The 23,651-nt window shown below is 66.3% G+C and carries 20 protein-coding genes; 7 read left to right on the top strand and 13 right to left on the bottom strand.

Annotation, left to right across the window (positions count from 1 at the left end; all coding sequences use genetic code 11):
* The coding region (locus GM672_RS18040) for a tetratricopeptide repeat protein (protein WP_155471922.1) at positions 1 to 515 on the top strand (515 nt) is incomplete at its 5' end.
* A gap of 57 nt (positions 516 to 572) precedes the next feature.
* Here the strand turns inward: GM672_RS18040 and coaD are convergent.
* The 6 genes from coaD to GM672_RS18010 all read right to left on the bottom strand — a co-directional run bounded on the left by coaD (position 573) and on the right by GM672_RS18010 (position 6,951).
* A complete protein-coding gene (gene coaD / locus GM672_RS18035) occupies positions 573 to 1,715 on the bottom strand; it encodes a pantetheine-phosphate adenylyltransferase (RefSeq protein ID WP_155471921.1) in 1,143 nt (380 codons plus the stop codon).
* A gap of 52 nt (positions 1,716 to 1,767) precedes the next feature.
* The gene (locus GM672_RS18030) at positions 1,768 to 3,159 is read right to left on the bottom strand and encodes an ATP-binding protein (protein WP_155471925.1); all 1,392 of its coding nucleotides are present in this window, start codon (positions 3,157 to 3,159) and stop codon (positions 1,768 to 1,770) included.
* Entirely contained in the window at positions 3,159 to 3,818 is a 660-nt protein-coding gene (locus GM672_RS18025) for a response regulator (RefSeq protein WP_155471920.1), read from the bottom strand. Before GM672_RS18025 ends, GM672_RS18030 begins: the two co-directional genes overlap by 1 nt.
* Before the next feature lie 94 nt (positions 3,819 to 3,912).
* Positions 3,913 to 5,433 (bottom strand): DegQ family serine endoprotease, encoded by a 1,521-nt coding sequence (locus GM672_RS18020; protein WP_155471919.1) that lies wholly within the window; start codon positions 5,431 to 5,433, stop codon positions 3,913 to 3,915.
* A 435-nt stretch (positions 5,434 to 5,868) separates the two neighbouring features.
* Positions 5,869 to 6,333: an Hsp20 family protein gene (locus GM672_RS18015; protein WP_155471918.1), complete on the bottom strand. Its 465-nt coding sequence runs from the start codon at positions 6,331 to 6,333 to the stop codon at positions 5,869 to 5,871.
* Positions 6,334 to 6,480: 147 nt separating this feature from the next.
* A complete protein-coding gene (locus GM672_RS18010; RefSeq protein WP_155471917.1) occupies positions 6,481 to 6,951 on the bottom strand; it encodes an Hsp20 family protein in 471 nt (156 codons plus the stop codon).
* Between the two features lie 218 nt (positions 6,952 to 7,169).
* Between GM672_RS18010 and GM672_RS18005 the strand changes: the two genes are divergently transcribed.
* The gene (locus GM672_RS18005; RefSeq protein ID WP_155471916.1) at positions 7,170 to 9,068 is read left to right on the top strand and encodes a M61 family metallopeptidase; all 1,899 of its coding nucleotides are present in this window, start codon (positions 7,170 to 7,172) and stop codon (positions 9,066 to 9,068) included.
* 229 nt (positions 9,069 to 9,297) lie between these two features.
* Entirely contained in the window at positions 9,298 to 9,933 is a 636-nt protein-coding gene (locus tag GM672_RS18000; RefSeq protein ID WP_155471915.1) for a glutathione S-transferase family protein, read from the top strand.
* A gap of 186 nt (positions 9,934 to 10,119) precedes the next feature.
* Here the strand turns inward: GM672_RS18000 and GM672_RS17995 are convergent, their stop codons facing one another.
* The 3 genes from GM672_RS17995 to GM672_RS17985 all read right to left on the bottom strand — a co-directional run bounded on the left by GM672_RS17995 (position 10,120) and on the right by GM672_RS17985 (position 13,569).
* Entirely contained in the window at positions 10,120 to 11,595 is a 1,476-nt protein-coding gene (locus GM672_RS17995; RefSeq protein WP_155471914.1) for a Y-family DNA polymerase, read from the bottom strand.
* Positions 11,525 to 12,235, bottom strand: a complete 711-nt coding sequence (gene imuA / locus GM672_RS17990; protein ID WP_155471913.1) for a translesion DNA synthesis-associated protein ImuA — start codon at positions 12,233 to 12,235, stop codon at positions 11,525 to 11,527. The genes GM672_RS17995 and imuA overlap by 71 nt, the downstream gene beginning before the upstream one ends.
* Before the next feature lie 209 nt (positions 12,236 to 12,444).
* Positions 12,445 to 13,569 carry an extracellular catalytic domain type 1 short-chain-length polyhydroxyalkanoate depolymerase gene (locus GM672_RS17985; protein ID WP_155471912.1) on the bottom strand — a complete coding sequence of 375 codons (1,125 nt, stop codon included), beginning with the start codon at positions 13,567 to 13,569 and terminating at the stop codon, positions 12,445 to 12,447.
* Between the two features lie 127 nt (positions 13,570 to 13,696).
* Between GM672_RS17985 and GM672_RS17980 the strand changes: the two genes are divergently transcribed.
* Complete coding sequence (locus GM672_RS17980) at positions 13,697 to 14,380, top strand: PRC-barrel domain-containing protein (RefSeq protein WP_155471911.1); 684 nt, start codon at positions 13,697 to 13,699, stop codon at positions 14,378 to 14,380.
* 399 nt (positions 14,381 to 14,779) lie between these two features.
* Here the strand turns inward: GM672_RS17980 and hrpA are convergent, their stop codons facing one another.
* The gene (gene hrpA / locus GM672_RS17975) at positions 14,780 to 18,973 is read right to left on the bottom strand and encodes an ATP-dependent RNA helicase HrpA (RefSeq protein ID WP_155471910.1); all 4,194 of its coding nucleotides are present in this window, start codon (positions 18,971 to 18,973) and stop codon (positions 14,780 to 14,782) included.
* 54 nt (positions 18,974 to 19,027) lie between these two features.
* On the opposite strand from hrpA, the gene argA reads away from it, so the two are divergent.
* Together argA and GM672_RS17965 are read left to right on the top strand one after the other, a co-directional pair.
* Positions 19,028 to 20,338: an amino-acid N-acetyltransferase gene (gene argA / locus GM672_RS17970; protein ID WP_155471909.1), complete on the top strand. Its 1,311-nt coding sequence runs from the start codon at positions 19,028 to 19,030 to the stop codon at positions 20,336 to 20,338.
* A 32-nt stretch (positions 20,339 to 20,370) separates the two neighbouring features.
* Positions 20,371 to 20,643, top strand: a complete 273-nt coding sequence (locus tag GM672_RS17965; protein ID WP_107143414.1) for an oxidative damage protection protein — start codon at positions 20,371 to 20,373, stop codon at positions 20,641 to 20,643.
* Between the two features lie 70 nt (positions 20,644 to 20,713).
* Here GM672_RS17965 and GM672_RS17960 read toward each other — a convergent pair whose 3' ends face one another.
* The 3 genes from GM672_RS17960 to rpiA form a co-directional block, all read right to left on the bottom strand.
* Positions 20,714 to 21,847, bottom strand: coding sequence for a glycoside hydrolase family 5 protein (locus GM672_RS17960; RefSeq protein ID WP_155471908.1), 1,134 nt, complete (start codon positions 21,845 to 21,847; stop codon positions 20,714 to 20,716).
* Between the two features lie 240 nt (positions 21,848 to 22,087).
* The gene (locus GM672_RS17955) at positions 22,088 to 22,435 is read right to left on the bottom strand and encodes a hypothetical protein (protein WP_155471907.1); all 348 of its coding nucleotides are present in this window, start codon (positions 22,433 to 22,435) and stop codon (positions 22,088 to 22,090) included.
* Position 22,436: 1 nt separating this feature from the next.
* Positions 22,437 to 23,114 carry a ribose-5-phosphate isomerase RpiA gene (gene rpiA, locus GM672_RS17950; protein WP_155471906.1) on the bottom strand — a complete coding sequence of 226 codons (678 nt, stop codon included), beginning with the start codon at positions 23,112 to 23,114 and terminating at the stop codon, positions 22,437 to 22,439.
* 146 nt (positions 23,115 to 23,260) lie between these two features.
* Here rpiA and GM672_RS17945 point away from each other — a divergent pair, with 146 nt between their 5' ends.
* Positions 23,261 to 23,650 carry a response regulator gene (locus tag GM672_RS17945; protein WP_155471905.1) on the top strand — a complete coding sequence of 130 codons (390 nt, stop codon included), beginning with the start codon at positions 23,261 to 23,263 and terminating at the stop codon, positions 23,648 to 23,650.
* The last annotated feature ends 1 nt before the right edge of the window (position 23,651 follow it).

Below are 23,651 nucleotides of genomic sequence, written 5' to 3'. Positions count from 1 at the left end.
TCTCGCCCAGGTGGAAAGCGGCCTGCGCGTCGCGCGCCGAGGCGCACGGCTTGCTGCTGCAGGCGGCGCAGGCCGGCGACGCGCAGGCCGCTTTCCACCTGGGCGAGATGCTGCGCAGCCCCAGCGCCGGCATCAAGGCCGATCCGGCCGCCGCATGGCCGTGGTACCAGCGCGCCGCCGAGGGCGGCCAGGCCCGTGCGGCCCTGATGCTGGGCTTGATGGCGAAGAACGGCGAAGGCGTGCCGCGCGACGCCGCCACGGCGGCGCGCTGGCTGCAGCTGGCCAGTGGACTGGGCAATGCCCACGCGATGTTCCTGCTGTCGTATGCCTACCGCGAAGGCGACGGCGTGCCGCGCGACCTGGACAAGGCCGCCGCGTTGCTGGAGGAATCGGCCGAGCGGGAATACCCGCCCGCGCTGCAGGAACTGGCGATGACGACACAAGACCCCACCCGCGCCGGTCACCTGATGAAGGAAGCCACCGAACATCGGCGCAATAACTGGAACAAGTTCTAAGGCGTAGCGGGGAATTCAAGGAGCACCGCTCCCTGCCTGCCCCCCACCCTGCCACGCTCACGCCAGCGTCGCCAGCTCCCGCGTCATGTTGGCGATGGCCTGGTCGTTGTACTGGTCGGCGAACCAGCCGTCCACATACAACTGGCTTTGCTCGGCCTTGCCGCGCAGGTGTGCCAGCACCTGGCCGCGCTGGCTCGTGTAGCGCTCTTCCGGCACGTGCGCGTATTCGGCGCGGATGCCGCGCGCGTAATGCTCGTAGACCTCTTCGTCCTGACCCAGGATGGCCAGGTCGACGCCCAGCATGATGCCCTTGAGCCGGTGTTCGATGGCGTTGCCCTGGAAGTGATCGGTGGCGCGGATCAGCTGCGCCACCTGGTCGGCCATGGCGGCGTCGCGGGCCAGGCCGCTTTCCAGCCACAGGCGCGCGCTCGCTTCCTCGTTCGACACGCCGTCGCCGGCGCCATGCGAGTAGTCGGCGTCGTGGAACCAGAAGGCGGCCCGCACGATATCGGCGTCGCCCGGCGCGGGCCGGGTATTGGCGCTCCACGCGCGGATTTCGGACAGGCCGTGCACCAGGTGATCCAGGTTGTGGTAGTGGCGTTCGGTGCCGCCGTAGGCGCCGGCGCCCGTCAGGCGCTCGAACCAGGTGTCGGCGGCTGCCAGGGCAGCGGGATTGGCGTCGCGCCACAGCGCCTGCCATTCCTTGTGCAGCCAGTCCAGTATCCAGGCCCGGTAGGCCGGCGCCGGCACGAACTTCTTCATCGTCCAGTTCCAGCCCACGGGCCCTTCCAGCGCCTTGACGAAACTGGAGCTGACCGACCCCAGGTCGCGCGGCGGCATCACGAACAGCGTCTTGGCGCCGCCGATGACTTCCACGTTGGTCTGCTGGATCAGGTTTTCGTAGTCGAAATCGGCGGTGGTGCGAATGCCCCGGATCAGGTAGTCGATGCCGTGCTTGCGGGCCACGCGGGCCGTGTAGTCGCTCTTGACGATCTGCACCTGGACATTGTCCCAGCCCCGTTCGGCGCAGCTGGCCAGCACGATGTCGCGGCGCTCCTCGGCGGAGAACTTGGGCTGCTTGGTCGAGTTCTCCGACAGGAACACCACCACTTCCTTCGCGATCGTGCGTGCTTCGCCGATGACCCACATATGGCCGTTCGTGATCGGGTCGAGAGTGCCCGAGAAACCGATTTTGTTCATGCGCCGCCCTGTTGGCTCAATATCAATATCGGTATTCTAGCCGACGCTCCGCTCACGCTGCCGGCGGCTTGGCCGGCGCGGCCCCCTTGGCGGCAGGCTTGCCCGTCGCAGGCGGGAACGCGACCCGCACCAGCAGGCCGCCCAGCCGTTCGGACTGGTCCAGGGTCAAGGTGGCGCCATGGCGTTCGGCGATGGCCTTGATGATGGCCAGCCCCAGGCCGCTGCCGGTGGCGGTGCTGCCCGGCACGCGGTAGAACCGGCTGAACACGCGCTCGCGCTCCTCGGGCGAGATACCGGGGCCGCTGTCCTCGACCACCAGCATGGCGCCGCCCTCGCCTTCGCCGGCCCGCACCGACACGTCGACCGTGCCGCCCGGTGGCGTGTATTTGACGGCATTGTCGATCAGGTTGCGCAACAGGACCAGCAGGGCGTCGGCCTGGCCGCGCACCTGTACTTCGTCGGCCTGGTGCAGGCCCAGGTCGATCTCGCGCGTGGCGGCGCCGTTGACCATGTCGCCCAGGGTGCGCTTGGCCAGATCGGTCAGGCTGACCGGTTCCAGCTTGGCTTCGGCCGCTTCCTGGCGCGCCAGCACCAGCAGCTGCTCGACCAGGCGGGTGGCCCGCTCGATGCCGGCCGTCAGCCGGCCGATGGCGACGGCGCGGGCCGCATCGTCCTCGGCCCGGTCCAGGCTCAGGACCTGCAGCTTCAGCGCCGCCAGCGGCGAGCGCAGCTCGTGCGCCGCGTCGGCGACGAAATGCTGCTGGGCGTCGAAGGCCGTGCGCACGCGGCCGAACAGCAGGTTCAGTTCATGCACCAGCGGCTTGACTTCGTCCGGCAGGTCCGATTCGGACACGGGCGACAGGTCGTCGGCCTGGCGCTGCGCCACTTGGCGGCGCACGCGCGAGACGGGCGCCAGCGAGCCGCTGACCACCCACCACACTACCAGCATCAGCATCGGCGCCATCATGGCGATGGGGCCGACCGTTCGCAGCGCCAGCGCGCCGGCCATGCGCTTGCGCACGGCCATGTCCTGGGCGATCTGCACGGTCTGGTTGCTGGTCTGGACGGAGAACACGCGGTAGGTGGTGCCCTTGGCCTTCACGTTCGAAAAACCCAGCACGGCGCGCTGCGGCAGTTCGGCGCGCGAGATCGAGCGGAATACCTGGATGCCGTCCGGCGTCCACACCTGCACCACCATGTCGTCGTTGCCGGGATCGACGCTGGGGCCGTGCACGGAGTTGGCCAGCGGCGCGCCGGAGCGCAGCGCCAGCGCCATCTGCTGCATGTGGTAGTCGAAGATCTGGTCCGCGTCGTGCAAGGCGCTGCGGTAGGCGATCATCGCCTGCGCCAGCGCGGCCATCGTGATCGCCGCCAGCAGGAACCACAACAGGCGGCCCCGCAGCGAATGCGACACGTTGACCTTCACCTTCGGGACCTTCGGCATCATACCTTCGGCACCATGTAGCCCAGGCCGCGCACGTTCTGGATCAGTTCGCTGCCGAGCTTCTTGCGCAGGCCGTGGATATACACTTCGACGGCATTGCTGTTGACTTCATCCTTCCAGCTGTACAGCTTTTCTTCCAGCTGGGCGCGCGACAGCACGATGCCTGGCCGGGCGATCAGTGCTTCCAGCACGGCCCATTCGCGGGCGGACAGGCTGACCGGCTGGCCCTGGGAAATCACTTCACGGGTCTGCGGGTTGATCGACACGCCCTTGTGCTCGAACACGGGTTCGGCGCGGCCGGCGGATCGGCGCAGCAGCGCGCGGATGCGGGCCAGCAATTCGTCCAGGTCGTAGGGTTTCAGGACGTAGTCGTCGGCGCCCGCATCGAGACCGGCGATGCGCTGGTCGACGGCGTCGCGCGCGGTGGCTACCAGCACGGGCGTCAGCTCCTTGCGGGTGCGCATCGAGCGCAGCACTTCCAGGCCGTCCTTGCGGGGCAGGCCCAGGTCCAGCAGCACCAGGTCGTAGGTCTGCGTCTGCAATGCCGTATCGGCCATGTCGCCGTCCTTGACCCAATCGACGGCGTAATGCTCGGCCCGGAGCAGGTCCAGTACCACTTCACCAATCATCACATCGTCTTCCACCAGCAAGAGCCGCATAGCAAATCCTTTCAATGTTCTTGTTCTTCGTGCCGGCCGGCAGCCCGTTCGGGCCGCCGGTGCCGGCGCGCATAAAGCAGTCCAGCGATGCAGTTCAGCCCAGCCGCACGGGAATGAAGATGCGTTCCTCGCCCCGCTGGATCAGCAGGGCGACGGATTTGTCCGAGCGCGACACGACGTCGCGCACCTGTTCGACCGACGTCACGGGCCGCCCGTTCACGGACAGCAGCACGTCGCCCGGCTGCACGCCGGCACTGGCGGCGGCGCCGCCGGCATCCTCGATCAACAGGCCTACCGGCACGCCGGCCTGGCGCCGCTCGAGGGGATCGAGCGGGCGCAGGGCCAGGCCCAGGCGCAGCTTGTCGGCCGGCGCACGTTCCTCGACACTGGCAACGGCCCGTTCGTTGGCGTTGCCCAGCTTGCCCGTCAACGTGACGGGTTTGCCCTGGCGCCAGACATCCATCGTTACCTTGTCGCCCGGCCTGGCCAGCGCCACCATTGCCGGCAGGTCGCCCGAGGCGATGATCTTCTGGCCGTTGACGGTGCGGATCACGTCGCCCGGCTTCAGGCCGGCCTGATCACCAGGGCTGCCCGGTTCCACGTTCGCCACCAGCGCGCCCTCGGGCGTGGCCAGGTTGAACGAGTCGGCGATGCTCTGGTTCACTTCCTGCACCGTCACGCCCAGGCGGGCATGCACCACCTTGCCGGTGGCGACGATCTGGTCCTTGATGCGGGTGGCCAGGTCGATCGGGATGGCGAACGACAGGCCCTGGTAGCCGCCCGTCTGGCTGTAGATCTGCGAGTTGATGCCGACCACTTCGCCCTTCGTGTTGAACAGGGGGCCGCCCGAGTTGCCGGGATTGACGGCCACGTCGGTCTGGATGAAGGGCACGTTGCTGTCGTCGGCCAGCGAACGGCCCTTGGCGCTGACGACGCCGGCCGTCACCGTGCTTTCCAGGCCGAATGGCGAACCGATGGCCAGTACCCACTCGCCCACCTTCAGGTCGATCGAGCGGCCCAACGGTACCACCGGCAGGTTCTTCGCGTCGATCTTCAGTACGGCCACGTCCGTTTTCGGATCGGAACCGAGCACCTTGGCACGGAATTCGCGCCGGTCGGTCAGCTTGACGGACACCTCGCTGGCATCGCGCACCACGTGGGCGTTGGTCAGGATGATGCCGTCGGCACTGACGATGAAGCCGGAGCCGACGCCATGGCTGGGCGCTTCACGGCCTCCGCCGCGGGGGCCCTGGAAGCGGCGAAAGAATTCGAAGAAGGGATCGTCGGCGAATGGCTCGGCACGGCCTTCGTAGCCGGCCCGGACCCGGCCCGTCGTGCTGATGTTGACGACGGCGGGACCGTTGCGGGACGCAATCACGCTGAAGTCCGGCAGCGCGATCATCGGTGCCGGCGTGGGCGCGGGTGCGCCAGCGGCGGCGTTGGCCGGCACACCGGCCTGCGGCGCCACGGCATTCGCAACGGGCGCGGCCGGCGCGGCCTCGGCGGCGGTGTTCCGCTGTACTGCGATCGCTGCGCCAGCGCCCAGCACGCCGACCGCGCACAAGGTCAGCACCAGTCGCTTCATCGTCATCGAGACAACAGTCGTCTTGCTCATTGCTGAACTCCCAGGTAAATCAGATTATCGATACTAAGGAACCGCTGATTTATTCATGGAGGGGGGCCTGGCCCTGAGAAAAAGCGCCATGCTGCGTTCCAAATCGTCGCCATACCTCGGTATTGACAACGATTCACGCCTTGCCTGCCACTTTTTTCAGAACCATTCCCTCCCGCCAGAATCAAATCAGCGCTCCCTAGCAATATGATGCCTTAAGCTTAGGTGCCACTTAACTTTTATTGCAGCGCAAACTTGAATGCGCTGTTTCCGGCTATGGCGGCCGCGACAGTGGTCCCGGACGCACAAAGGCCGGGTTGCCCCGGCCTTTGTGCGGTTCATCCGCGCCCATTGCTGGCGAGCTGGTCTGCCGCGACCGCCGTTGCCAGCATGCCGGCACCGATTCGCCGCAGGCCGGAACCGGCCTTGTCGTCCTGCTTATGCAGCGGCGCGCCGTTCCTCCAGCGCCGAGACATTGCCGCCGACGCCGTCGATGGCGATCTTGCGGGGCTTCAGCGCTTCCGGCACCTCGCGCACCAGTTCGATGTTCAGCATGCCGTTATTGAAGGATGCACCCGTCACCTTGACATGGTCGGTCAGCTGGAAACGCTGCTCGAAATCGCGCGCGGCGATGCCACGGTGCAGGAAGGTGCGCTCGGCGGTGTCCTTCTGCTTGCGCCCCGTGATGACGAGCGTGTCGCGCTCGGTCGTGATGTCGATCTCGGAACGATCGAACCCGGCCAGCGCCATCACGATGCGGTACTGGTCCTGGGCCACCAGCTCGATATTGTAGGGCGGGTAGCTGGGCTGCGAACCGGCTTGCGATTCGTTGTTCAGCAGTTGTGCCAGGCGGTCGAAGCCGATGGCGCTGCGGTACAGGGGAGTGAGGTCGAAAGTACGCATGTTTTCTATCCTTTCAGGAAGCGATAAGGTGCGGCCCCCAGGCGGGCGGCCGCGGTACACAACAATGGTTGGATGAAGGGTGGCGGCGCGCCACCCTTCGCGGTGGCCACGGCCTGCGGGATCCGGCAGGCCCGTGGGCCAGGCCGCTTATGCCGCGCGCTGTTCTTCCGTGCGCTGCTCTTCGAGCGCGGGAACGTCAGCGCTCGCCACGCCGTCGATGGCGATCTTGCGCGGCTTGTGTGCCTCGGGCACTTCACGCACCAGGTCGATGGTGAGCATGCCGTTGTTGAACGACGCACCAGTCACCTTGACGTGGTTGGCCAGCTGGAAGCGCTGCTCGAAGTCGCGGGCAGCGATGCCGCGGTGCAGATAGGTGCGTTCAAGGCCATCCTTCTGCTTGCGACCGATGACGAACAGCGTATCGCGTTCGCTGGTGATGTCGATTTCCGAACGGTCGAAGCCGGCCAGTGCCATCACGATGCGGTACTGGTCTTCGGAAACGAGTTCGATGTTGTACGGCGGATAGCTGGGCTGGGTCTCGGCACTGTTCAACATTTGTGCCAGGCGATCGAAGCCAATGGCGGTGCGGTACAACGGAGTCAGGTCAAAAGTACGCATGATCAATATCCTTTCAGTTAAGCGATATCAGATTGAATTACCAAAGTCCCGGCCCCCTTCTGGGCAACCGCGACTGCATCCGATATACGGTCGCCGCCATCGCTTTCAAGGGCCGGTACATCAAAATTTTCCGCAGCCGTGGGCCTTGTTACTTTCCGAAACATTGTAGATTTCTCACGTGCTACACTCGACGGCTGGACCATTTTGAAACCATGCCAATGCCCCTGCCTTTCGCCTTCCGTGCAGCGATCCTGCCCCTGCTGCTGGCCAGCACCTTCAGCGTCAGCGCCGACCCGCTTCCCCCTTCGCTGGACCAGCCCTATCCGGGCACGATCCAGATGAAGGTCGATGCTTCCGATACCGCCCGCAATATCTTCCGCATCCGCCAGAGCATCCCTGTGAAAGCGGGCAAGCTGACCTTGCTGTACCCGCAATGGGTGACGGCCCAGCATGGCCCCACGGGGGCACTGCACCAGTTGGCCGGCCTGAAGGTGACGGGGAACGGCCGTGCCGTGCCGTGGCAGCGCGATCCGCTGAACGTGTTCGCCTTCCGCGTTGACGTGCCGAAGGACGTGCAGATGCTGGAGGTGGAATACCAGCACCTGTCGCCGACGGAAAGCAGCCAGGGCCGCATCGCCATGACGCCCGATATCCTCGGCATCCAGTGGCAGTCGATGACGATGTATCCGGCCGGTTACAACACGCGCCGCATTCCCGTCCACACGACCTTGACCCTCCCTGCCGGGTGGCAATACGGCACGGCGCTGGAAACGGTGCAGCGGCGCGGCGACGAGATCGAATTCAAGACGACGGACCTGGAAACCTTTATCGATTCCCCCTTGTTTGCGGGCCGTCACTTCAAGCGCTTCGACCTCGACCCGGGCGGCAAGATTCCCGTGCGACTCAATATCGTGGCCGACTCGGCCGAGGCACTGGAGGCCAAGCCGGAGCAGGTGGAACTGCACCGCGCGCTGGTGCAGCAGGCGTACAAGCTGTTCAACTCGCAGCACTACACGCACTATGATTTCCTGTTCGCACTGTCGGACGAATTCGGCGGCGTCGGGCGCGAGCACCACCAGTCCAGCGAGAACGGCGTGAAGAGCAATTACTTCACGGAGTGGGCCAAGACGGAAGCGGTGCGCACGCTGCTGCCCCATGAATTCACGCACTCGTGGAACGGCAAGTTCCGCCGGCCCAAAGGCCAGGACGTACCGAACTTCAACACGCCGCTCGACAACAGCCTGCTGTGGGTTTACGAAGGCCAGACGCAGTACTGGGGCCAGGTGCTCGCTTCCCGCTCGGGTCTGGTCAAGCTGGCCAGCGTGCGCGACATGATCGCCGCCACCGCGGCCACCTACTCGAACGTGCAAGGGCGCTCGTGGCGCCCCGTGATCGACACGACCAACGATCCCATCATCACCCAGCGCCGCCCGCAGGTGTGGCCGAACTGGCAGCGCAGCGAGGACTATTATTCCGAAGGCGCGCTGATCTGGCTCGACGTGGACACGAAGATCCGCGAACTGTCCGGCGACAAGCGTTCGCTGGACGATTTCGCGCGGGGCTTCTTCGGCGTCGATAACGGCGTCAACGTGGCCAAGCACTACACCTTCGACGACGTTGTCAAGGCATTGCACGCCGTGCAGCCTTTCGACTGGGCGCCGTTCCTGAAGAAGCGGATCGAGGAAACAGGGCCGGCACCGCTGGACGGCCTGGCCCGCGCCGGCTGGAAGCTGGCCTACACGGACGCGCAGACGGAGTTCCTCAAAGGCGTGGAAGAGCAGAGCAAGACGGCCAACTTCCAGTTCTCGCTGGGCTTCTCGGTGGGCAGCGACGGCAAGATCGCCGCCATCGTATGGGACGGCCCCGGCTTCAAGGCCGGCCTGTCCGGCAACACGACCCTGGTGGCCGTGAATGGCCGCGCCTACAAGGCCGAGCACCTGCGCGCCGCCGTCACGGCCGCCAAGCTCGATCCGAAGCCGATCGAGCTGCTGGTCAAGCACGGCAACCTGTACCGCACCGTGGCACTGGACTATCACGAAGGCCTGAAATACCCGCGCCTGGAACGCATCAAGGGCACGCCGGACCGGCTGGAAGCGATCCTGCAGCCGCTCAAGTAAGGCAGGCCGCCGGCGCTCGCCGGCCCCGCCGGACGGGCCGGCTGCCAGCCGGGACGGGCGCATATTCCAGCGGATGTGCGCCCGTTTGCCTTTGCGCTCGTGCCTGCCATGAAGAGTCTGCCTTCGGCCCGCTGCTGCGCCCTGCCCTGCCTTTGCGCCACCTGCCGCTCCTGTGCGCCCGCCCCGGCGCCGCTTCGTTACAGTGCTCTCCACATTCATGGAGACGCCGATGATCACGCTGCATACCTGGACCACCCCGAACGGCCGCAAGCCCCTCATCATGCTGGAGGAACTGGGCGTGCCCTACCAAACCGTCGCCGTCGACATCCACAAGCATGAGCAGTTCCGCCCCGAGTTCCTGGCCCTGTCCCCCAACAACAAGATTCCCGCCCTGGTCGATGACGCGGGCGAGGACGGCTCCGTGACGATGTTCGAAAGCGGCGCCATCCTCACCTACCTGGCGGAACGGCACGGCAAGCTGCTGCCGGCGCAAGGCCCGGCGCGCTACCGCGTGCTCAGCTGGCTGCATTGGCAGATCGGCGGGCTGGGCCCCATGTTCGGCCAGCTGGGCTTTTTCGCCGGGCAGGACGACAATCCCGCCCGCGAGCACTTCATGGAGGAAGCCCACCGCCTGCTGGACGTGCTGGACCGGCAACTGGCGAGCGGCCCCTACCTGGCGGGCGACGCCTATTCGATCGCCGACATCGCCGCCTATCCGTGGCTGATGGCGGCCAGGGAAAAGCTGGCCGACACGCTGGGCCAGGCCATCGACGGCAAGCCGGATGTGGCACGGTGGCTGGCCCTGGTGGGCGGCCGGCCGGCGGTGCGCACGGCGATGGCGTGGCAGCCGGAGACGACAGCGTAAGACCGCCAGGCTGACCGCAGTGAAGGCCGATGAGGCAGAAGCACCGGCCTGCAACGGAAACCGCCCCCATGCACCCGGGCTCACGCCGCCTCTGCCGACCTGCAACCGGGCCTGCGGCCAAACCTGCAGCCGAACGTGCAGCCGAACAATCAGCCGCACGGTATATCCAGACAGTCCGCCGAACAGTCAGCCGAACAAGCCGTGCAGGTACCAGCGCGGCTCCGCATCGTCATCCGTGCCCGGCAGGCGTTCGCGGTAGACCCAGTAGTGGGCATTGTCCTCGCCTTGGGCGATGAAGTAGTCGCGCGTCTGCGTCTCGCCCCACCAGCCTGCCTCGATGCGCTCGGCCGACGACACCATCCGCAGCGGCGAGCAGTAGAACGGCCGGTGCTCGCGCACCAGCAGCGCGATCGGCTTGGCCAGCAGCCACGCGGGGCGCGGCAGGCTGCCCGGCGGCAGGGCCGCCGCCACGTCGGCGGGACGCAGCTTGTCCTGCACGGGGGCCCAGCCGTTCGCATGCTCGGGCCGGTGATCGGCGCGCGGGGCGGCCTGCAGCACATTGTCGGTGCCCAGCCGGGCCACCAGCAATTCGAACAGGCGCTGCCGGTCCTCCTTGCTGCCGCCCGGCTCGGGAAACAGCGAATCGCTGTGCGGTGCCATGGGCCTGACCTGCAGCGCCTCCAGGCACAGCCCGATGACGGGCGCCTCCAGTTCCAGCTTGGCCAGCTTTTCCTTCAGCAGCCGCACCAGGTGATCGTCGCGCCAGACCGGCTCGGCCAGCATGATGTCGATGGCCGTGGGCGGCCGCGCCACCCTGCCCCGTTCGTGTTCCAGCAGCAGGCTGATGCGCTCGACGGCGAACTGGCGCGCGCACAGCCAGCCCGTCATCTGCAGCAGCAGGCGGCGCGCGCCGGCCAGCAGCAGGTCGGCGTCCTCGATGCGGCCGAACAGTTCCAGCTTGGCGACAAAGCTGGGCGGCGCTTCGATCCAGCCGAACATCTCGGCAGTGTGCCCGCGCGCCGCATCGAGCACGTCGAGCAGGGCGCGGCCGCAACGCCGCTGCAGGCCCGGCCGGGGCAGGCGCATCAGCTCGCCCACGGTCAGGCAGCCGATGCCTTCCAGCCAGGCCAGGTAAGGCCGGGCCGGCGGCAGCAGGCCCACCGGCAAGCCGTGCAGCCGGCGTTCCATACGCTCGATTGTCAAAGAACGTCCTGCCCCGCTGCGTGCCAGCAGCCAGGCGCCCCGCGCCGTCGGGGCCACGCCCAGCACGGCCGTGAAACCCAGTGCCGCCATGCTGGCCCGCACCAGCGCGCACAGCCGCCGGATGCCGCCGAACAGGCGCAGGCTGGCACCCACGTCCAGCAGCAAGGTTGCTTCCTCGCCTTCCGTCACCTGCGGCGTGTATTGCAGCAGGGCCATCGCCACCGCGTGCAGGGCCTCGGCCTCCTGCACGGGCGCCCGTTCATGCAGGCCGATGTCGGGTACCAGCATCAGCGCACCGCCGCGCCGCATGCCCGGCCGCACGCCGGACTGCCGCGCCAGGTCCGAGACGGCCAGCACCACCTCCTGTTCCAGCACAGCCGTGCAGGTGTCAGCCGACCAGCGCGGGCAGAACACTTCGAGCGGGAGCCGGGGCAGGTGCAGGCCGATCCAGAGTCGCATGTCGTTGCAGTAAAGAAGGCGTCAGGGGGAGAAACAGGGGCGCATCCCGTTGCGGCCCCCGGCGCTTGATAAAACCGATTTCCATGCCGCCCGCGGCGGGCCGCAGCGACAGGCGCAGCGGTGCCGGTGACGCATCCTGTGCCGCCGCCAGGGGCCGGAACAGGCAAAACAGGGTATCGCCGCTTTGCGCCGCCAGGTGCAGCCGGCGCAAGGCCTCGCCCCGCACATGCTGCTGCCACAACAGCAGTGCGCCGCAGCAGCCGCTGCGCAGGATCTGCTCGGCCGCCCACAGCGCGTCCGTGCTCTTGCCCGTCTTGCGGATCCAGATCAGCTGCGACGGCGCGATGCCCAGCGCGGCCAGCGCCAGCGCCTGGGGCGCATGGGGCGGCTGCAGCAGCACGATGGGCCGTTGCAGGGCCGCCAGGGCCGGGCGCAACAGGCGCAATTCCCCCACGCCCGGCTGCGGCAGCAACAGTTCGAACAAGGTGCCCGTCGGCCAGCCGCCGCCCGGCAGCTGGGCCGACAGGGCTGGATAGCCCGTGTCGACACAGCGGTCCAGCGATTGCGCCAGTTGCGATGCAAGCCACAGCGAGGGATGCAAGGTTTCGGGCGCGGCAATGATGGGGTCGGAGCGGGCCATGGGATGACAAAAGTTCATATACTGTATATGCATACAGTACTCGCTGAACGGGGCTTTGACAAGGATTTTCTTGTCAGAGTGTCTAAACCACTTCCTTAACAAGGACAAGGCAAGCCCTTGATACAAAAAGAAAAATAGCCAGCTCGACAGACGTCGAAAAGGTGTTGTTGCCGAGCGGTATCGTGCAGCACCTGTCCGCTTGACTCCCTTTAGCGCCGGTGTTTATTGAAAAATTCCAGCACCATCCGGCTTGCATCCGGCCCCGCCTTGGCATTGAAGGCGAGGCGCTCGTCGCCGCCGCTCCAGGCGTGTTCCATCTCGTCGATATGGGCCACCCGCAGCACCAGCTTGCGGCCCAGGTAGTAGTCGCGGATTTCGTGACCGTAGCGGCGGCCCCGCTGCGCGCCCGGCAGCACCTTGACGCGGGGCAGCGTATTGGCCGGCAGGCCGTTCAAAAGCAGGCTCTGCTGCACGAGCTGCTGCTGGTTGACGGCGCGCACCACCGTGTCGCCGGCACCTTGGATCAGGATGGTCGGCATCAGGGGGAAATCGGCGCGCCGGGCCAGCACTTCCTCGATCGCCTGGGCCGCCCGCGTGCCACCGCCGTGCTGCATCACCCCCAGCGCGCCGATGGTGCCGTTGCCGGCGCCGAAAACAGGCCCGGAATGCAGGCCGATGCCGGCCACCAGGTCCGGGTAGTGCAGCGCGAAGATATTGGCCATGGCGGCCCCGGCCGAAATACCGCACAGGTAAATGCGGCGCCGGTCGACCGGATAACCGGCCAGCACTTTCGCCAGCACGGTAGCGATCGGCTGCACGTCGCCGCCGCCCTGCTGGGTGGCCCGGTCGAACCAGCGCCAGCAGCGCTGGGCGTGCACGCCGGACGACTGCTGCGGATACAGCACGGCATAGCCCTTCTTTTCCGCCACCGCATTCATCCGCGTGCCCTGGGCAAATTCCGTGGCGCTCTGCTGGCAGCCGTGCAGCATCACGACCAGCGGCAGGCCTTCGCCCGGCGCCAGCGCCGCCATCGTGCTGGGAAGGTACAGCCAGTAACTCATCCGGCGCGGTGCGGCACCGGGCGCCGCGACCAGTTCCTGCCCCGCCAGCCACTTGCCGGGTGCCACCGGCACGGCAGCCGGCGTGCGCACGCGCGGTGCCTTCGCCGTTGTCGGACTCGTCTTGGCAACGGCCTTCCGGACCGTTTTCTTGCGTGCCGGTGCCGCCGGCAGGCCCATCATGCCCGTCATGATCTTCTGCGCCGCGCGCTGTTGCGTCCTGCCCAGCTTTGCCAGGCTGCGCAACAACCCCACCCCACTGCCCCGTTTCGCCATGCTGCCTCCTGGTGTGCACGCACTGTTGAATTCTGGTAAGGACACAAAAAACCTGCTTGCGCTATTCTGGCATGCGCACCGCCGGGCTATGCACGGCGGCTTTTTCACCACAGGACAGGAGACCATAATGAGCTATCTCGACCGAGACCCGTTTGGCATTTACCGTGACCGCACCGATGGCCCGGGGCCACGCCTGATGGGTGCCGACACCCTGATGGGCGAAGATGTTTACAACCGCCAGGAAGAAGACCTGGGCGATATCAAGGAAATCATGATCGACATGCAGAGCGGCCAGATCGCCTATGCCGTACTGTCCTTCGGCGGCATCCTCGGCATGGGCGACAAGCTGTTCGCCGTACCATGGCAGGCCCTGCAGCTCGATACCGTCAACAAGCGTTTCATTCTCGACGTGACGAAGGAACGGCTGGAAAGCGCGCCGGGCTTCGACAAGGACCGCTGGCCGGATATGGCCAGTGCCGAGTTCGGCAGCCAGGTGCACGGCTTCTATGGCACCCAGCAGGCCATGCCGGGCCAGATGACGTCGACCGGCAGCGTCATGGGCAGCGGCACCAGCACGATGCAAAGCGGCACCAGCTACGGCCAGGGCGGCAGCCTGTCCGGCAGCCAGGGCAGCTCGCTGGGCAGCCAGAGCGGCAACCTGGGCAGCAGCAGCGGCCTGTCCAGCCAGAGTGGCGGCCTGGGCAGCAATACGCTGGACCTGGGCAACTCCGACATGACGGACAAGAACGTCAACCAGGTCGGCGGCCTGTCGAACCAGAACACGAGCATCGATCCGAACAAGAAGTTCTGATGGCTAAGCAACGATCCGGGTGGCAAGTTCGGATCGATGCACGGGATGCCTGCCAGGCATCATGAACCCCTCGTGAAAACGACCGCAAACGCGGTCGTTTTTTTGTCGGCGCTCTGTCACCCGATCGCAGTGAATTTTCCTCACTGTACAAGGTTCTTGGTGCACAAGATTTATGCTGCAAAAGGTTCATAATGCACAAAATTCTTGCTGCACAAGATTCTTGCTGCACAAGATTCTTACTGCACAAGATTCGTGCTGCACAAGATTCGTGCTGCACAAGGTTCCGACCGGCATCCCGCACAGATGAGACCATCATTACATTGAAAAGTTCGCGCCGGCGCCCGTGCGGCCTACCGCCGCGGGCGCTGGTCCACGCTGCCGCTGCAGGCGCTGGTCCGCCTACCGCTGCATCGACTCCCACACCTTGAACAGCCGCTTGACCGACACGGGCATCGGCGTGCGCAGCTCCTGGGCGAACAGCGACACGCGCAGCTCTTCGAGCAGCCAGCGAAATTCCACCAGCTTCGGATCGGTGTTCTTGCCGGCCGACTTGTCGCGCACGAGGCGCAGGTAAGGCTGGGCTGCCTGGTGCCATTCGGCCATGGACCTGGCGTCGCGCGCGGGGTCGCCGCGCAGCTTTTCCAGCCGCACGTTCATCGCCTTCAGGTAGCGCGGGAAATGGGCCAGCTGGGCAAACTCCGTATCGAGCAGGAAGCGCTTGTGCACCAGGCCCTTCAGCTGCTCCTGCATGTCCGCCGCCACCTGCTGGTTGATGCCCTGCAGCCGCTTGGGCAGGCCGTGGAATTCCGTCAGCACCTGCGACACCAGCCGCGCGATCTCGTTCACCAGCAGCACCAGGCGCGACTTGCCTTCGTCCTTGCGCTTGTTGAACGAGGCCGCATCCGTCGGCAGCGGGTCCTGCAGGCAGGCGATGTCGATCGCCTTGGCGATGATCTGGTCGCGCAGTTCCTCCTGCGTGCCCATCGCCATGAACTGCATGCCCATCTGCTGCAGGTTCGGAATGCTCTTCTCGACGAACTTGATCTGGTCCTTCATCTGCAGCGCGAACAGGCGGCGCAGGCCGATGCGGTGGGTGCGCGCCGCCACGTTCGGGTCGTCGAACACTTCCAGGTCGCAGTGGGTGACCTTGTCGACCAGGGCCGGGAAGCCGATCAGGGTCAGCTTGCCCTGCACGATCTCCAGCAGCTCGGGCAGTTCGCCGAAAGTCCATGCCGTGATGTTCGTGTGGGCCGCCGCCGGTGCCGGCGGCGCCTTCGCTTCCGGCGGCGGTGCGCTGCCCGGCTTGCCGCCGGCCTTCACTTCGCCGGCGATGCCGCCGTGTTTCGCCCCGTGCGGCTTGCCGGCGTCCAGGCGCGCCAGCGAAGCGCTGGACGCCGGCGGCGCGTTCTCCGCCATCTTCTGGAAGCTCTGGCGCGCCTGCACGCCGTATTCGGCCTGCAGGGTGGCCAGGTTGCGGCCCATGTCGAGCTGGCGGCCATGCTCGTCGATCACCTTGAAGTTCATGAAGTGATGGGCCGGCAGCTGTTCGGGCTTGAAGTCCGACGTCAGCACATTGATCGTCACCTGCTCGCGAATGTCGGCGATGATGGCGTCGACCAGGTCGCCCCGCCCGAACGCTTCCTTCTGGCCGATGCGTTCGCAGAATTTCGCCGCGTAGTCCGGCAGCGGCACCATGTGGCGGCGCTGCTTCTGCGGCAGCGATTTGAGCAGCAGGTGCACCTTCTCCTTCAGCATGCCCGGCACCAGCCATTCGCAACGCTCGCGCGACAGCTGGTTCAGCGCATACAGGGGCACGTGCAGGGTGACGCCGTCGCGCACCGTGCCCGGTTCGAAGTGATACGTCAGGCTCATCTCGATGCCGGCCGCCAGCATCTTCTTCGGGAACAGCTCCGTCGTCACGCCCGCCGCCTCGTGGCGCATCAGGTCTTCCTTGACGAGGAACAGCAGCTTCGGGTCCGCCAGGGTGGCCTTCTTGTGCCAGGCCTCGAAGCCGGCGCCGTTGACGACGTCGTGGGGAATCAGCTTGTCGTAGAAAGCCTCGATCAGCTGCTCGTCCACCAGCACGTCCTGCCGGCGCGCCTTATGCTCCAGGGTCTCGATATCCTTCACCAGCTTGTGGTTGTGTGCGAAGAACGGCGCACGCGTGTCGTAGTCGCCGCCGACGAGGGCGTCGCGGATGAAGATCTCGCGCGCTTCCATCGGGTTGTGCAGCGCGTAGTTGATGCGGCGCTGGCTGTACACCGTCAGGCCGTACAGGGTCGCCTTCTCGGCCGCCGTCACCTGCGCGGGCTTTTTCTCCCAGCGCGGCTCGCCCCAGGATTTCTTCAGCAGGTGGGCGCCGACCTTTTCCACCCATTCCGGCTCGATCCGGGCCAGGGTGCGCGCATACAGCCGCGTCGTTTCGACCAGCTCGGCCGCCATCACCCACTTGCCGGCCTTCTTGCCCAGCGCGGAGCCGGGCCAGATATGGAACTTGATGCCGCGCGCGCCCAGATAGCCGGCGCCCGGCTCGTCTTCCAGCTTGAAGCCGACGTTGCCCAGCAGGCCAGTGAGCAGCGCCATATGCAGCTGCTCGTACGTGGCCGGCGCTTCGTTCAGGCGCCAGCCCTGCTCTTTCACCAGCGTGAGCAACTGCGAATACACGTCGCGCCACTCGCGCAGGCGCACCTGCGACAGGAAATTGCTGCGGCAGTTGTCCATCAGCTGGCGGTTGGTCTTCTTGTGTTCGATCGCTTCCTCGAACCAGCGCCAGATACTGAGATAGGCGACGAACTCGGACTTGTCGCTATTGAACTTGGCGTGGGCCTGGTCGGCCGCCTGCTGGTGTTCGATGGGGCGGTCGCGCGGGTCCTGCACGGACAGGGCCGACGCCACGATCAGCACCTCGGTCAGGCAGGCGCTTTCCTGCGCGGCCAGGATCATGCGGCCCACGCGCGGATCGAGGGGCAGCTTGGCCAGCTTGCGGCCCAGTCCCGTCAGGCGGTTCTCGTCGTCGACGGCGCCCAGCTCCTGCAGCAGCTGGTAGCCGTCGGCAATCGCCCGCGCCAGCGGCGGCTCGATGAAGGGGAAGGTCTCGACGTCCGTCAGGTGCAGGGACTTCATGCGCAGGATGACGGCGGCCAGCGAAGACCGCAGGATTTCCGGTTCCGTGAACTTGGGACGCTGGTTGAAATCCTGTTCCTCGTACAGGCGGATGCAGACACCGTCGGCCACGCGGCCGCAACGTCCGGCGCGCTGATTGGCGGCCGACTGGGCGATCGGCTCGACCTGCAGCTGCTCGACCTTGTTGCGGTAACTGTAGCGCTTCACACGCGCCGTGCCGGCATCGACGACGTAGCGGATGCCCGGCACCGTCAGCGACGTCTCGGCCACGTTGGTGGCCAGCACGATGCGGCGCTGGTTGGTGGTGCGGAACACGCGGTCCTGCTCCTCGACGGACAGGCGCGCAAACAGCGGCAGGATCTCCACGTGCGGCGGATGGTGCTTGCGCAGCGCCTCGGCGGCATCGCGGATTTCCCGCTCGCCCGGCAGGAACACCAGCACGTCGCCCTGGCCCAGGCGGCACACTTCATCGACGCCGTCGACGATGGCGTCCATCAGGTCGCGCTTTTCCTTGGCGGCGGCGGAACCGCGCAGCTGCGGCTTGGCCGCGTTCGCGCCCGGCGGCAAGGTCATCGGCTCGCGCTCGACGGGCCGGTAGCGCACCTCCACGGCGTACAGGCGGCCCGATACCTCGATCACCGGCACGGGCGGCTTGCCCTCCTGCGTGAAGTGGCGCGCGAAGCGCTCGGCGTCGATGGTGGCCGACGTGATGATCACCTTCAAGTCGGGCCGGCGCGGCAGCAGCTGCTTCAGGTAGCCCAGCAGGAAGTCGATGTTCAGGCTGCGTTCGTGCGCCTCGTCGATGATGATCGTGTCATAGCCCTTGAGCAGCGGGTCGGTCTGCGTCTCGGCCAGCAGGATACCGTCCGTCATCAGCTTGACGTAGGCGCCGCGGTGCAAGGTGTCGTTGAAGCGCACCTTGAAGCCCACCAGCTCCCCCGGCGGCGAGTTCAGCTCCTGGGCGATGCGCTTGGCGGTGGACGAGGCGGCGATGCGGCGCGGCTGCGTGTGGCCGATCAGGCCATCGCGGCCCCGGCCCAGTTCCAGGCAGATCTTCGGCAGCTGGGTGGTCTTGCCCGAACCCGTCTCGCCGGAGACGATGACGACCTGGTGCTTCTGCAGCGCCTCGGCGATTTCCTGGCGACGCCCGGAAACGGGCAGGTCCTCCGGGAATCGGATGGGCGGCAGCGGATTGCGAAACGCCCGCTCGGCCTCGCGCGCGGCCCGTTCCGCTTCGCGCTTCTCGTTCTGCGCGGCGCGCTGGGCGGCCTGCTCGGGCGTGAGCGGCTGTTTCGGCGCGCCTTCCTTGGCGGCGGGCCGGCGCTGGCGCCCTTCGCGCGGCGGGCCACCCCGTGCATCGGCCGGGCGGCGCTGCTCCGGCGCGGAACGTCCTGGCTGGGTGCTTGGCGACTTGGCCGGTGGATTGGCCGCGTCGGCGGGGGAAAGGGGCTGCTTGCTTGCTTCTGACATTGTTTTTTACATAGTTTTGCGGCGAAAACCGCGCAGCGAATTATAATGCGCCCAATGGAAAACCCTATCGAATTCGTCCAGTGGCTGCGCTCCGTCGCGCCCTATATCCACGCCTTCCGTGGCAAGACCTTCGTGATCGCCTTCCCGGGCGAGCTGGTGGCGGCTGGCGCCCTGCCCGTGCTGGCCCATGACCTGTCGCTGCTGCACGCGCTGGGCATCAAGGTCGTCGTCGTGTACGGCTCGCGGCCCCAGGTGGCCGAACAGTTGGCCCTCCGGAATGTCGAAGGCCGTTTCCATAACGGCATCCGCGTCACCGACACGGCGGCGATGGAGTGCGCCAAGGAGGCGGCCGGCGAACTGCGGCTCGATATCGAGGCCGCCTTCAGCCAGGGCCTGCCGAACACGCCGATGTCGAACGCGGCGATCCGCATCATCTCGGGCAATTTCGTCACGGCCCGCCCGCTGGGCGTCATCGACGGCGTCGACCTGGAACTGACGGGCATCACCCGCAAGGTCGATGCCGAAACCATCCATTCGATCCTGGGCACCGGTGGCCTGATCCTGCTGTCGCCGCTGGGCTTCTCGCCCACGGGCGAAGCGTTCAACCTGACGATGGAGGATGTCGCCGTCTCCGCCGCCGTCGCCCTGCACGCCGATAAGCTCATCTTCATCACGGAGACGGAGATGATGCGCGACGGCGGCGGCGCCGAGATCCGCGAACTGTCCTCGCACCAGGCCGAAGCCGTGCTGCAGGCCGACTTCCTGCCGGCCGAAAGCGCGTTCTACCTGAAGCACGCCGTCAAGGCATGCAACAGCGGCGTGGAGCGCTCGCACATCGTGCCGTTCGCGATGGACGGCTCGGCCATGCTGGAACTGTTCACCCACGATGGCGTGGGCACGATGATCAGCCACGAGAACCTGGAAAGCCTGCGTCCGGCCACCATCGAGGACGTCGGCGGCATCATCAAGCTGATCGAACCGCTGGAGGCGGACGGCACCCTCGTCAAGCGGGGCCGCGAGCTGATCGAACGGGAGATCAATTACTTCTCCGTCATCGAGCACGATGGCGTCATCTTCGGCTGCGCCGCGCTGTACCCGTTCCCGGAAGAGAAGATGGCGGAAATGGCATGCCTGACCGTCAATCCCGAAGTGCAGGCCCAGGGCGACGGCGAACGCATCCTGAAACACCTGGAAAACCGCGCACGCGCCTCGGGCATCACCAAGCTGTTCGTGCTGACCACCCGCACGGCCCACTGGTTCATCAAGCGCGGCTTCGTGCCGGCCACCGTCGACACGCTGCCGAAGGACCGCCAGCGCATGTACAACTGGCAGCGCAAGTCACAGGTGCTGGTGAAAACCTTATAATCGTTCTTTTCGCATAATTGGGAGCACCCGCGATGGCCCGTACCGTCCACTGCATCAAACTGAACAAGGAAGCCGAAGGCCTGGACTTCCCACCTTATCCGGGTGAACTGGGCAAGAAGATCTATGAATCCGTGTCGAAGGAAGCGTGGGCCGCATGGCTCAAGCACCAGACCATGCTGGTCAACGAGAACCGCCTGAACCTGGCCGACGTGCGCGCCCGCAAATACCTGGCCGCGCAGATGGAGAAGCATTTCTTCGGCGAAGGCGCCGACCAGGCCATGGGCTACGTGCCGCCACCGGCATAAGCGCTGCGCACACGCAGAAAACGGCGCCCCGCAACGGGCGCCGTTTTTCATTCTACTGCGCTCTTAAACTTCACTTTGCCGCGTCGACGATGGCGCCCGTCACGTCCGGAAAGGCCGGCACACCGGTGGCGCGGTCGAACAGGCCCATCTGGTGGTTGCTCGTGTAGCCGTTGTCCCAGTACACGGGCACCAGGCCGTGGCGCACGGCCGACTGCGTGACGTAGGCATCCCACAACTTGCGGTAGGTGCCGGCCGCATCGTATTCCGTGCGCAGGATGGCCGCGTATTCGCCCAGGATCACGGGCACCCCCTTGTCGACGAAGGCTTCCTTCATGCGCTGGAACTGCCAGTCCGTATAGGCCTCGTTGGCCCAGCCGCCGGGGTTGGCGGCCTGGCCCCAGGTCCAGCTGCCGCTGTTGGCGTCCAAGGTGAAATCGTAGGGGTCGTAGTAATGCACTTCCATCATCAGGCGCTTGGGCACGGCGTCGCGCGGCAGGGCGCCATTGCAGTCGATGGCGTAGCCGATATTGGTGTTGAAGCCCTGGACCACCAGGTGGCGCCTGGCGTTGTTGCCGCCGGTGGCGCGCACCGTGTCGACGAAGACCTGGTTGAAGCCCCGCTGCACGTCGCAGTATTCCGGCGTGGGCGGAGCATAGTCGCCTTCGACCATCACCTCGTTGGTCCCGGCGAACAGCAGGCCGTCGTCATGGTCGCGGAAATTGGTGGCGATCTGCGTCCAGAACCTGGCCAGCCTGGCATTGGCCGCCTCCTGGCGTGCATAGGTCGGCTGCAGCCAGCCGCCGTCCCAGTGGATATTGATCATCACGACCAGGCTGGCCGCGCGCGCCAGTTTCACCACCTCCGTCACGCGCGCCATCCACTGGGGGCTGATATTGTCCTCGGCGTCCGCATACTGCTTCCACGACACGGGAATGCGCACGCTGTTGAAGCCGGCCGCCTTGACGCCATCGAACAGCGCCCGCGTCGCCTTCGGGTTGCCCCAGGCGGTTTCGTTGAAGTCGCTGCTGCCCCACACGTACGGGCCGCCGATGGCTTCCAGCGAATTGCCCAGGTTCCAGCCGGGCGTCATGCGGGCCGCCAGCTGCATGCCGGTCTGTTTGCTCACGGGCGCAGTTTGCGCAAGAACCGGCAGGGCCGCGCCCAATGCCAGCGAAACCAGCACCGTCGTTAGCTGAGTCTTCATCTTGTTTTGCCTTTCGGTGAAAGGCCCGGCACGGTGTCTCCTCCATGCACGGGCAGGTGGGAAAGCTTGGCTGTGGCAGGTCCGTCTTGATTTTTTGGCACCGTTATTGTGCGAGGGGTGCGATGGCGCCGCAATTGCGAAATCCGCCGACGGGCAAACGAAATTGCGCGAGGGGGAACAGAGCCGGGCAAAGAAAAACGGCGCCGCGGCGCCGTTGTGGAGGAAGAACGTTTAACTAACCTACTTGCGTAATGCCACGCACTGGCGCAGCTCGCAGCGCGCCAGGAACACCCTGCCGCCATCGCAGGCCATGCGGTACATCTCGACCGGCCCCGGCTCGGACACCAGTCCCGCTCCCTGCCCACCCGTGCAGCCGGCCTGGCGCGCCAGCCGTTCCACCACAGCCGACGACACGCCGGAGCGGAACGGCACCAGCTCGATCGGCGTGCCCTGGTGCGACGGCCCGGCCACGGCGGCGGCCGGCCTTGGCGCCGGCGTGGCGGCCTGCGGTACGGGCGCTGTGCGGCAGCCGCACAGCAGCGCCAGCGGCACCAGTGCGGCAACGAACCAGGACGCGCGCGAGGTCATGTCAGTACTTCAGCGTGCGCACGCCTTCGGGCGTGCCAAGCAGGCAGACATCGGCGCCGCGCGCGGCGAACAGGCCGACGGCGACGACGCCGACGATGGCGTTGATCTGCGTTTCCAGCGCCACCGGATCGGCGATCGACAGGCCCGCCACGTCGATGATATTGCCGCCGTTGTCGGTGACGAACGCCTCATCGCTGCCGGCTTTGTTGCGCACCTTCGGCTGGCCGCCCAGCGCCGCCAGGCGGCGCATGACGGCATTGCGGGCCATCGGCAGCACTTCGACCGGCAGGGGGAACTTGCCCAGGGTGTCGACCAGCTTCGAGCCGTCGGCGATGCAGACGAACTGGCGCGACACGGAAGCGACGATCTTCTCGCGCGTCAGCGCCGCGCCACCGCCCTTGATCATGGCGCCCTGCGCGTTGATCTCGTCGGCACCGTCGATATACACGGCGATCGATTCGACGTCGTTCAGGTCGAACACAGGGATGCCATGGCCGGCCAGGCGCGCGGCCGTCGCTTCGGACGAGGCCACCGTGCCCTTGATGCGGTGCTTGATGGTGGCCAGTTCGTCGATGAAGAAATTGGCCGTCGAGCCCGTGCCGACACCGATGATCTCGCCGTCGACGACATACTCGATGGCCGTGCGGGCTACTGCTTGTTTCAGTTCGTCTTGAGTCATAACACTATTGGTAATTGCTGAAAGGGGAAATGGTGGGAAGAATGCCGAAGTGGCTTGTCGGACGCTATTTTAGCAGTGCGCCAGGGCGACGCACCGGCGGCCATTGTGAGAAAATGGGCAATCTTGATGATCCCAGCACAGAGCCCATGTCCGAATCGACCGCCTTGCCCCCGACGCTGCCCACCATCCTGATCGTCGACGACAGCCGCGTTTCGCGCCTCGTCACGCGGCAGCACATCCTGGCGCGCCACGCCGACTGGACCGTTGTCGAAGCCGGCACCGGCGAGGAAGCCCTGGCCAAGGCCCCCGACCTGCAGCCGCAATTGGTGCTGCTCGACGTCAACATGCCAGGCATGGGCGGCGTCGCCGCGGCCGAGCAGATGCGCAAGCTGCTGCCCACCGCCCATATCTCCCTGCTGACGGCCAATGTGCAGGACGCCACGCGCCAGCGCGCCCATGACCTGGGCATCGGCTTCATGGAAAAGCCCGTCACCGAAGAGCGTATCGCCCGCGTGCTGGCCCCGCTGGAAGCCTGAT

This window comes from Pseudoduganella buxea (assembly GCF_009720835.1).
Lineage (GTDB): Bacteria > Pseudomonadota > Gammaproteobacteria > Burkholderiales > Burkholderiaceae_D > Rugamonas > Rugamonas buxea.
Note: the sequence above shows the minus strand (reverse complement) of the source record. Positions and strands in the feature narration are given on the sequence as shown.

What these genes read in the sequence shown, in the direction of transcription:
- coaD (WP_155471921.1), bottom strand. Translation starts at nt 1,715, where the DNA reads ATGAACAAAATCGGTTTCTCGGGCACTCTCGACCCGATCACGAACGGC.
- GM672_RS18030 (WP_155471925.1), bottom strand. Translation starts at nt 3,159, where the DNA reads ATGCCGAAGGTCCCGAAGGTGAAGGTCAACGTGTCGCATTCGCTGCGG.
- GM672_RS18025 (WP_155471920.1), bottom strand. Translation starts at nt 3,818, where the DNA reads ATGCGGCTCTTGCTGGTGGAAGACGATGTGATGATTGGTGAAGTGGTA.
- GM672_RS18020 (WP_155471919.1), bottom strand. Translation starts at nt 5,433, where the DNA reads ATGAGCAAGACGACTGTTGTCTCGATGACGATGAAGCGACTGGTGCTG.
- GM672_RS18015 (WP_155471918.1), bottom strand. Translation starts at nt 6,333, where the DNA reads ATGCGTACTTTCGACCTCACTCCCCTGTACCGCAGCGCCATCGGCTTC.
- GM672_RS18010 (WP_155471917.1), bottom strand. Translation starts at nt 6,951, where the DNA reads ATGCGTACTTTTGACCTGACTCCGTTGTACCGCACCGCCATTGGCTTC.
- GM672_RS18005 (WP_155471916.1), top strand. Translation starts at nt 7,170, where the DNA reads ATGCCCCTGCCTTTCGCCTTCCGTGCAGCGATCCTGCCCCTGCTGCTG.
- GM672_RS18000 (WP_155471915.1), top strand. Translation starts at nt 9,298, where the DNA reads ATGATCACGCTGCATACCTGGACCACCCCGAACGGCCGCAAGCCCCTC.
- GM672_RS17995 (WP_155471914.1), bottom strand. Translation starts at nt 11,595, where the DNA reads ATGCGACTCTGGATCGGCCTGCACCTGCCCCGGCTCCCGCTCGAAGTG.
- imuA (WP_155471913.1), bottom strand. Translation starts at nt 12,235, where the DNA reads ATGGCCCGCTCCGACCCCATCATTGCCGCGCCCGAAACCTTGCATCCC.
- GM672_RS17985 (WP_155471912.1), bottom strand. Translation starts at nt 13,569, where the DNA reads ATGGCGAAACGGGGCAGTGGGGTGGGGTTGTTGCGCAGCCTGGCAAAG.
- GM672_RS17980 (WP_155471911.1), top strand. Translation starts at nt 13,697, where the DNA reads ATGAGCTATCTCGACCGAGACCCGTTTGGCATTTACCGTGACCGCACC.
- hrpA (WP_155471910.1), bottom strand. Translation starts at nt 18,973, where the DNA reads ATGTCAGAAGCAAGCAAGCAGCCCCTTTCCCCCGCCGACGCGGCCAAT.
- argA (WP_155471909.1), top strand. Translation starts at nt 19,028, where the DNA reads ATGGAAAACCCTATCGAATTCGTCCAGTGGCTGCGCTCCGTCGCGCCC.
- GM672_RS17965 (WP_107143414.1), top strand. Translation starts at nt 20,371, where the DNA reads ATGGCCCGTACCGTCCACTGCATCAAACTGAACAAGGAAGCCGAAGGC.
- GM672_RS17960 (WP_155471908.1), bottom strand. Translation starts at nt 21,847, where the DNA reads ATGAAGACTCAGCTAACGACGGTGCTGGTTTCGCTGGCATTGGGCGCG.
- GM672_RS17955 (WP_155471907.1), bottom strand. Translation starts at nt 22,435, where the DNA reads ATGACCTCGCGCGCGTCCTGGTTCGTTGCCGCACTGGTGCCGCTGGCG.
- rpiA (WP_155471906.1), bottom strand. Translation starts at nt 23,114, where the DNA reads ATGACTCAAGACGAACTGAAACAAGCAGTAGCCCGCACGGCCATCGAG.
- GM672_RS17945 (WP_155471905.1), top strand. Translation starts at nt 23,261, where the DNA reads ATGTCCGAATCGACCGCCTTGCCCCCGACGCTGCCCACCATCCTGATC.